At 69.8% G+C, this 8,643-nt stretch carries 7 protein-coding genes; 4 read left to right on the top strand and 3 right to left on the bottom strand.

Features of this window, described 5'->3' with window-relative positions; genetic code table 11:
• Nucleotides 1-203: 203 nt before the first annotated feature.
• Entirely contained in the window at nucleotides 204-1,403 is a 1,200-nt protein-coding gene (locus ABZ453_RS09375) for a glycoside hydrolase family 64 protein (RefSeq protein WP_359013234.1), read from the top strand.
• Between the two features lie 51 nt (nucleotides 1,404-1,454).
• On the opposite strand, the gene ABZ453_RS09370 is transcribed toward ABZ453_RS09375, so the two are convergent.
• Entirely contained in the window at nucleotides 1,455-3,851 is a 2,397-nt protein-coding gene (locus ABZ453_RS09370; RefSeq protein ID WP_359013232.1) for a M4 family metallopeptidase, read from the bottom strand.
• Between the two features lie 273 nt (nucleotides 3,852-4,124).
• Complete coding sequence (locus ABZ453_RS09365) at nucleotides 4,125-5,402, bottom strand: hypothetical protein (protein WP_359013230.1); 1,278 nt, start codon at nucleotides 5,400-5,402, stop codon at nucleotides 4,125-4,127.
• Nucleotides 5,403-5,719: 317 nt separating this feature from the next.
• Here ABZ453_RS09365 and ABZ453_RS09360 point away from each other — a divergent pair, with 317 nt between their 5' ends.
• Nucleotides 5,720-6,100, top strand: a complete 381-nt coding sequence (locus ABZ453_RS09360; protein ID WP_359013228.1) for a helix-turn-helix domain-containing protein — start codon at nucleotides 5,720-5,722, stop codon at nucleotides 6,098-6,100.
• A gap of 60 nt (nucleotides 6,101-6,160) precedes the next feature.
• A complete protein-coding gene (locus ABZ453_RS09355) occupies nucleotides 6,161-6,703 on the top strand; it encodes an FABP family protein (RefSeq protein ID WP_359013226.1) in 543 nt (180 codons plus the stop codon).
• Nucleotides 6,704-6,718: 15 nt separating this feature from the next.
• Here the strand turns inward: ABZ453_RS09355 and ABZ453_RS09350 are convergent, their stop codons facing one another.
• Complete coding sequence (locus ABZ453_RS09350) at nucleotides 6,719-7,573, bottom strand: helix-turn-helix transcriptional regulator (protein WP_359013224.1); 855 nt, start codon at nucleotides 7,571-7,573, stop codon at nucleotides 6,719-6,721.
• A gap of 128 nt (nucleotides 7,574-7,701) precedes the next feature.
• On the opposite strand from ABZ453_RS09350, the gene ABZ453_RS09345 reads away from it, so the two are divergent.
• Nucleotides 7,702-8,520 carry an SDR family oxidoreductase gene (locus ABZ453_RS09345; protein ID WP_359013222.1) on the top strand — a complete coding sequence of 273 codons (819 nt, stop codon included), beginning with the start codon at nucleotides 7,702-7,704 and terminating at the stop codon, nucleotides 8,518-8,520.
• The last annotated feature ends 123 nt before the right edge of the window (nucleotides 8,521-8,643 follow it).

Below are 8,643 nucleotides of genomic sequence, written 5' to 3'. Positions count from 1 at the left end.
CACCCCCCCCACATTCTGACCTACAGCCCCACCCGTCGGGCGGGGCCCGCGGTGTGACCCCGGGGGGCCCCGACCGTCGTCTTCCGTTCAACTTATTGACATGCACGCGCCTCGGTGCCACTTTGAGAGCGCTCTCAAACTGGTCCGGACCATTCCCCTCAGGTCATCCCCCCACAACAGATGAACCCCCACGGAGGTGGAGCGTGCCCAGAAGGCTCACTCACCGGCTGCCGGCCACGGCCGCGGCAGCCGCCCTGCTCGCGGCGGTCCTCGCCGTCCACTCACCCTCGTCCGCCGACGCGGCCGTGCCCGCCACGATCCCTCTGAAGCTGACCAACAACTCCGGCCGGAGCGACGCGGTCTACGTCTACACGATCGGCACCCTGCTCTCGACCGGGCAGCAGGGCTGGGCGGACGCGAACGGCACCTTCCACGCGTGGCCGGCCGGCGGCAACCCGCCCACTCCCGCACCGGACGCGTCGATCCCCGGACCCGCCGCGGGTCAGTCCACGACCATCCGCATCCCCAAGTTCTCCGGGCGGATCTACTTCTCCTACGGCCAGAAGCTGGTGTTCAAGCTGACCACCGGCGGCCTGGTGCAGCCCGCGGTCCAGAACCCCACCGACCCCAACCACGACATCCTCTTCAACTGGTCCGAGTACACCCTCAACGACTCCGGCCTGTGGCTGAACAGCACGCAGGTCGACATGTTCTCGGCCCCCTACGCGGTCGGGGTACAGCTCTCCGACGGGACCACGGTGAGCACCGGGCACCTCAAGCCGGGCGGATACAACGGGGTCCTGGGCGACCTGCGCGGCCGGTCCGGCGGCTGGGCGGGGCTGATCCAGACCCGGTCCGACGGCACGGTGCTGCGCGCGCTGGCGCCGGGGCACGGACTGGAGTCCGGTGCGCTGCCGGCATCCGTGATGGACGACTACGTCAACCGCGTGTGGCAGAAGTACGCGTCGACGACCCTGACCGTCACGCCGTTCGCCGACCAGCCGAACACCAAGTACTTCGGCCGGGTCTCGGGCAACGTCATGAACTTCACCAACGGTTCGGGCGCGGTCGTCACCAGCTTCCAGAAGCCGGACGCGGACAGCGTCTTCGGCTGCCACAAGCTGCTCGACGCCCCCAACGACCAGGTACGCGGCCCCATTTCACGAACCCTGTGCGCGGGCTTCAACCGCTCCACCCTGCTGGTCAACCCCAACCAGCCGGACAGCTCCGCGGCGAACTTCTACCAGGACGCGGTGACCAACCAGTACGCCCGCGCGATCCACGCGCAGATGGCAGACGGCAAGGCCTACGCGTTCGCCTTCGACGACGTCGGCAACCACGAGTCGCTCGTCCAGGACGGCAACCCGCAGCAGGCGTACCTGACCCTCGATCCTTTCAACTGACGCCGACGGGCCTCACCCCGCGCGGGGTGAGGCCCATGGCCGGGCAGAGGCTCAGCCGGTCGTCAGGGCGGTGTCGTCGACGACGAAGCTGGTCTGCAGCGAGGAGTCCTCGACCCCACTGAACTTCAGGGTGACGGTCGAGCCCGCAAGGGACGACAGGTCGAAGGACTTCTGGGTGTAGCCGGAGGCGGCGTTGAGGTTCGAGTACGTCGCCAGGGTGCTCGAACCGGCGGTGACCGTCAGCTTGTCGTACGCCGTGCTGCTGGAGGTCTCCGACGTGTCGATGTGCAGATAGAAGGTGAGCGTCGCCTTGCAGCCGCTCGGGATGGTCACCGACTGCGAGAGCGTGTCGGTGTGGGTGGAGCCGTAGCCGTCGAGCCAGGCGTAGTACGCGCCGCCGTGGGCGCTCTGGCTGCTGGAGTTGGTGATCACTCCACTGGAGGCGGTCCAGGTGGTGTTGCCCGACTCGAAGCCCTGGTTGCCCAGGAGCTGGGCCGAGGTGCAACTGCCGCCGCCACCGCTGGAGCTGACCGTCCAGGTGAAGGAGGCGGTACCGGTGGCCCCGGTCGAGTCGGTCACCGTGACGGTGGCGCTGTAGGTGCCGGCCGTCGTCGGGGTGCCGGAGACGACGCCGGTGGAGCTGTTGATCGACAGACCGGTGGGCAGTCCGCTCGCTGCGTAGCTCAGGGAGCCGCTGTTGGTGCTGCTCGCGGAGATCTGCAGGCTCACCGCGGTGCCGACGGTCGAGGACTGGCTGCCCGGGTTGGTGACCGTGACACCACTGGTCGGCACGGTGATGTGGCTGCCGACGTTGATGCCCGCGAAGGCGTTGCCGACGCCGGCGTACTGGGTGGAGCCGGTGCCGTACAGCGCGGCGGCGGCGTTGAGGGCGGCGGTGCGGGCTCCGGCGTAGTTGGTGCTGGACGTCATGTACGTCGTCAGTGCCTTGTACCAGATCTGCAGTGCCGCGGCGCGGCCGATGCCGGCGACGGCGACGCCGTCGGAGGTGGGGCTGTTGTAGGTGACGCCGTTGATGGTCTTGCTGCCGCTGCCCTCGGACAGCAGGTAGAACATGTGGTTCGCGGGGCCCGAGGAGTAGTGGACGTCGAGGTTTCCGACGCCCGAGTACCAACTGTCGGCCGACGAGCCGTCCTTGCTGGGCTTGTCCATGTAACGCAGCGGCGTGCCGTCGCCGTTGATGTCGATCTTCTCGCCGATGAGGTAGTCACCGACGTCGGAGGAGTTGTTGGCGTAGAACTCCACGCCGGTGCCGAAGATGTCGGAGGTCGCCTCGTTCAGCCCGCCCGACTCACCGCTGTAGTCCAGACCCGCGGTGTTCGACGTGACGCCGTGGCTCATCTCGTGACCGGCGACGTCGAGCGAGGTCAGGGCGTGGGTGCCGCCGGAGCCGTCGCCGTAGGTCATGCAGAAGCAGCTGTCGTCCCAGAAGGCGTTGACGTAGTTGCTGCTGTAGTGGACGCGGGAGTAGGCGGCGTTGCCGTCGTTCTTGATGCCGCTGCGGCCGAAGGTGTTCTTGTAGAAGTCCCAGGTCTCCTGGGCGCCGTAGGCGGCGTCGGCACCGGCGGTCTGGGTGTTGGAGCCGGATCCGGTGCCCCAGACGTCGTCGGAGTCGGTCATCAGGGTACCGGTGCCCGAGGTGCCGTTGCTGAGGTTGTACGTCTTGTGACCGCCGCGGGTGGTGTCGTACAGCTGGTACGTCGACCCGGACAGCGTGGTGTTGAGCGTGACGGTGCCGCTGTACTGGGTGTTGCCGGTGCCCGTCTCGACCGCCTGGTAGCGGTGGAGTTCCTTGCCGGTGGTGGCGTCGGTGACGACGTGCAGCTTGCTGGGCGTGCCGTCGTCCTGGAAGCCGCCGATGACGGTCTCCCACGCGAGCCTCGGGGTGCCGGTGCCCGCCCAGATGACCTTGCGCGCGCTGTCGGCCTTGGTCTGCCTGGCGCCGAGGGCCTTGGCGCCGGCGAGGGCCTTCGCCTCGGCGGCCGACTTGGCGACGGCGGCCGTGGTGGTGGCGACCTTGACGGTGTGCTTGTTGTTGAACGTCGTACTCACCGTGCCGGCCGCGAGGGAGGCGGGCGGGGTGTGCACGACGAGGTCGCCGCCGAGGACCGGCAGACCGGCGTAGGTGCGCTCGTAACGGGTGTGCAGCGTACCGTCGTTGTCCTTGACGACGTCCTTGACGACCAGCTTCTCCTCGGCGCCGAGGCCGAGGGTGCGGGCGGTCGCGGTGGTGTTCTGCTGCGCGGCCCTGATCAGGGCGGTGTGCTGCGCCGGGCTCAGCTTCGCCTCGACGCCCCCGGTGCGCAGGGGGCTGGGGCGGGCGGATGCCGGCTCGGCGTTCGCGGGGACCGACTGCATGCCGACGGCGAGGAAGGCGGCGGTGGAGAGCAGGGCTCCTACCGCGGTCCGCTTGCGGGGGATGCGTCTCACTCGTTCTCCTACTGCTGCGGCCGCGTGGGGCGACCGGTGAGAGACCGGGCAGCCGGGTCTGCTGTCCGGGGCGAGCCGAGCTGTGCGGGACCGGGCACGCGCGGCGGCGACGTGCGGCTACCGTGCGGTAGTTGAGAGGGAGAATGACAGGCTTGTCGGTGACATGTCAGCACGTAAGGAACGCGTCAAGGGTTATCCCTCGGTCAGGGGCGGGTGCAAGGCGCCCGCCCCTGGCAGAACTGTGCTCCACCCGTACTTTCGCCGTGCCGCGCCCTACCGCAGCCCCACGAAGGTGATCGGGTACGGCGACGGACCCCCGTCCAGCAGATGGTCGTCGCGGCCCTTGAGGAACCGGTCGAAGAACGAGGCCACCAGCGCCCGGTTCGCCGCCACCGCCCGAGGTGCGTCGACCGTCCCGACCGCCGCATCCAGCGTCGGCGCCGGGACCCGGCCCGCCAGCTGCGGCAGCAGCGCCTCGGCGTCCGTGAACGAGGCGTGCACGGAGTCGTCCAGCGTCACGTCGGCCGTCCAGCCGCGCTGGTGCCGCCAGAACGACGCCCACGACGGCTCGCGGCGCACATCGCTCCCGTCGTCCGCCGAGCTGTTGCCCATCAGCAGAAACGGCCGGTCCAGCCCGTGCAGGGCGACCTCGCTGAGGTTGGTTCCGTCGGGCTTGCTTGTGTACTCCAGCGTGCCGTCCAGATTGACGCCGGCCTTGATCCGCCGATCGCCGTACATCATGTTCGCCGCCGTGAACCCGCCGGCGGAGTGCCCGAACATGCCGATCCGTTTCAGGTCCATGCCGTCGCTCAGCCGCTTCGGCAGACTCGTCAGCCGGTCCAGGACCAGTTCGGTGTCGGCGATGCGCGTGTCCATCAGCTTGGTGAAGAACGCCAGGGTCGTGCCGCTGTGGAACGCCTGGTCCCAGGCCGCCGTCATCGGCCCGTTGCCCACCACATGGCCGTCCGGGAACTGCACCGCCGGGGCCTCCCCCGTGTGATCGACGGTGACCACCACGTAGCCGCGCGACGCGAGGTCCTCGACCAGGGACACGTTCCAGCCCCTCGGGTCCCCGGCACCGGGCGAATACAGGACGACCGGGAAACGGCCCGGTGCCATGGCGGCGTCCGCGACCGAGTGCGTCCTCGTGGCGGCCCAATCCACCAGACCGGCCGGCAGCGCGTCGCTCTCCTCGACCGCCGCCCCGGTCGCCGCGGCCACGGCCGGCGTGAACTGCTTCGTGAAGGCCCGCCCACCCGTGTGCACCGCCGGGTAGAACACGCTGATCATCAGCTCCCGGTAGGACCGGTCGGCCACCCAAGGGTCCGCGCGCTTGCCGTCGACGAGCCGGAAGGACGACTCACCGGTTGCATAACGGCCGCGCGGCGCGGGAAGCGTGAGCGTCACCCCCTTCGCAGGCTTCGACGACCCTGCCGATGCCGGCGCGGCGTGCGAGGCGGACACGGCCGCAGCGGGGACGACGGCCGTCACGGCAAGACCGGGGACGAGGAGGCCGACCAGACAAGCGGCGACGAGACGAGAGCTGCGCATGGAGGTTCCTTCGGATGCGGCGCTGCGATGCTCGGACACATCGACCTTCGCAACGCGCCTTTCCATGAACCATCGTGCTGCCAGGCCTTTTCCCCCTCGGGAAATCCCTACCGCGGCAGGGCGGTCAACCGCCCGAGGACGGCCGGCGGGGAAACGGCATACTGCGCCCTTGCGGGAGGCGAGGACAGTGGACAGCCAGTCCTCGAGGCACGTTCTCCTGGGACGAGGAGACGCCCGGTCTCCTGCGGTTACTGAGGAACCACCGGAGAGTATGATCAGGCGTCCGGGAACGTGCCGCTCAGTGACTGGGGAATCTGATGGGAACCAAGCAGGCCGGTGGCTCGGTCGACGCGGCGGATCTGCGGCGGGCGGACTCGTTGGCGCGGGAGATCTTCTCCGACGTGGCCAACAAGTGGGCGTTCCTGATCATCGAGGCGCTCGGCGAGGGCACCCTCCGCTTCACCGAACTGCGCAACGGGATCGAGGGCGTCAGCCACAAGATGCTCACCCAGAACCTGCGGATGCTGGAGCGCAACGGCCTGGTGGAGCGGACGGTGCACCCCACCGTCCCGCCCCGGGTCGAGTACACCCTGACCGACGCCGGCCAGGGATTGCGGGCGACGGTCGACAGCATGTGCGACTGGACTCACCGGTACTTCGGCCACATCGAGGCGGCTCGCAGCCGTTTCGACGCCTGACGCAGAGGGCGGCGGCCCTAGGCTCTGCCCCGGCACCGGCACAACCCGAGGAGCGCAGCCGTGTTCGACGCCGTAGCGGAGTACCCGTATCCCGAGAGCCGACGACCGGACGCGGATCCCCCGCCGCATGAGCTGCTGCGGCCCGTGCTCGGCCTGCTGGGGGTGTGGCGCGGGCGCGGCGCGGGCGAGTATCCGACGCTCGATGCCGACTTCTCGTACGCGCAGGAGGTCACCTTCAGCCACGACGGTCGGCCCTTCCTGCGGTACGAGGCCCGGGCGTGGCTGATCGACGCCGACGGTGCGCCCGTGCGACCGGCGGCGCGCGAGAGCGGGTGGTGGCGGCTGCAGCCGGAGGGCCGGGTGGAGGCGCTGATCACCCAGCCGACCGGGATCGCCGAGATCGCGGTGGGCCGGGCGGCCGACGGTGTGGTCGACCTCGCCACCGACAGCGTGGCCCTGACTCCCACGGCCAAACAGGTCGATGCCACCCGCCGCCGCTACACCCTCACCGACGAGGCCACCCTCGCGTTCGTCCACGACCTGGCGGCGGTCGGCCAGCCGTTGCGGCATCACCTGTCGGCGACGTTGCGCCGCGAGCCGTAGGCAGGGTCGGCCTTTTCAGTGCTCGGATACGGCCTGGTCGCGGTCGGGCTCGTCGGCCGTGAGACTGCCCAGGAGAGCGAGGGCCTGTTCCGAGGTGCTGCCGGGGGCGGCCTGGTAGACGACCAGTTGCTGGCCGGGGGCGCTGTTGACAGTCAAGGACTCGTAGTCCAGGGTCAGTTCACCCACGAGGGGATGCCGCAAGCGTTTGGTCTCGTGGGTCTTCTGGCGGATGTCGTGGCGGGCCCACAGGCGCCGGAACTCGGCGCTCTTCAGGGAGAGTTCGCCGACCGTGCGGATCAGGCGGGGGTCGTCGTGGCCCGTGCCCGCCGAAGAGCGCAGTCCGCCCACGGTGTTGACGGCGACCCGCTCCCAGTCCGGATAGAACGTGCGCGCGTCCGGATCCAGGAACACCAGCCGCACCAGATCCTCGCTGTAGGTGTGGCCGGCGAAGAGGGCCGTGCCGAGGGCGTTGTGGGCGACAACCGTCAGACAGTGGTCCAGGACCACGGCCGGGGTGCGGTGCCAGTCGTGCATCATCCGCAGCAGGACCGGGCTGACCCGCTCGGCCCGCGCGCGTGACGTGGGCCGTTTCGGGGCCGGGCGGGCCAGGCGGTGCAGATGGTCGGCGGCTTCCACGTCCAGGCGCAGGGCCTGGGCCAGGGCGTTGACCACCTGGGCGGAGGGGTGCCGTTCGCGGCCCTGTTCCAGGCGTACGTAGTAGTCCGAGCTGACGCCGGCCAGCAGCGCGACCTCTTCCCGGCGCAGCCCTGCGACCCTGCGCCGGCCCGTGATCGGCACGCCACTGTCCTCGGGGCTCACCAGGGCGCGCCGGGCACGCAGGTACTCGCCGAGCGGGTTCGCGCTGTCCATGACCTCAACCCTAGACAGGCGCAACCCGGGAAGGGACATCGGATGGTGGCCGCAGTACTCCTACGATCGGCGCTCGGTGGAGAGCGGCGGCCTGGTTCGCCGATGCGGCCGGCACCAGGCTCAGCGGCATGACTTCTTCATCTCCCCACCGGGACACCATGCTTGCGACCTACGACACCTACCGCCTCGCCCCGCCTCTGACCGGTCGGGTCGCCATCGTCACCGGCGCCTCCAGCGGCATCGGCGCCGCCACCGCCCGCCGGCTGGCGGCCGGGGGTGCCGATGTCGCCCTGCTGGGCCGCCGCGAGGACCGGCTCAAGGAACTGGCCGAGGAGCTCAGGGCGACGGCGTCCGGCACCGTCCTCCCGTTCACCGTCGACCTCACCGATGTCGAGGAGCTCGACGGCGTCGCCGAGGCCGTCGGCTCGGGTCTGGGCCGGGTGGATCTCGTCGTGGCCAACGCCGGGGCGATGCTCGGCGCTCCCTTCGAGGCGGCCCGGACCGACGAATGGGACCGCATGCTCGACGTCAACCTGCGTGGTGTGCTGCACACCGCGCGGGTCTTCACCGGCGATCTGCTCAGCGCCGCGGCCGAGGGGCGTTCCGCGGATCTGATCCATGTCGGCTCGGTGGCGGGCCACTCCCTCTACCCCAACTGGTCGGTGTACTGCGCCACCAAGGCAGCGATCGCCCACCTCACCCGCAATCTGCGCGCAGAACTGGGCCCTCGCGGGGTTCGCGTGCGCAACGTCGAACCCGGCGTGACCGTCACGGAACTCGGCGCGGACATGCGGGACGACGACATGCGGACGGCGCTGGACCGGATGCGCGGCGATCTGCGTCCGCTGGCCGCCGAGGACGTGGCCGAGGCGATCGTCTTCTCCGCCGCCGCGCCGACGCACGTCAACATCGCCGAACTCGTGGTGGTGCCCGTGCAGCAGGGCTGACCCCGAACGGTCGATCATGGCGAGAACTCGCCCATGGATGACCTGAGTCGATCGTCGGTAGTTGAGAAAAATTCAATTACCGTCGGTAAGACCTTGATTCCGTGTGGTGCTTGCCCGTAGACC

This window comes from Streptomyces sp. NPDC005799 (assembly GCF_040630525.1).
Taxonomy (GTDB): Bacteria; Actinomycetota; Actinomycetes; order Streptomycetales; family Streptomycetaceae; genus Streptomyces; species Streptomyces griseorubiginosus_B.
Note: the sequence above shows the minus strand (reverse complement) of the source record. Positions and strands in the feature narration are given on the sequence as shown.

Bases quoted from the DNA above. Each gene is read 5' to 3' on its own strand.
- ABZ453_RS09365 (WP_359013230.1), bottom strand. From the start codon at position 5,402: ATGCGCAGCTCTCGTCTCGTCGCCGCTTGTCTGGTCGGCCTCCTCGTC.
- ABZ453_RS09360 (WP_359013228.1), top strand. From the start codon at position 5,720: ATGGGAACCAAGCAGGCCGGTGGCTCGGTCGACGCGGCGGATCTGCGG.
- ABZ453_RS09345 (WP_359013222.1), top strand. From the start codon at position 7,702: ATGACTTCTTCATCTCCCCACCGGGACACCATGCTTGCGACCTACGAC.
- ABZ453_RS09350 (WP_359013224.1), bottom strand. From the start codon at position 7,573: ATGGACAGCGCGAACCCGCTCGGCGAGTACCTGCGTGCCCGGCGCGCC.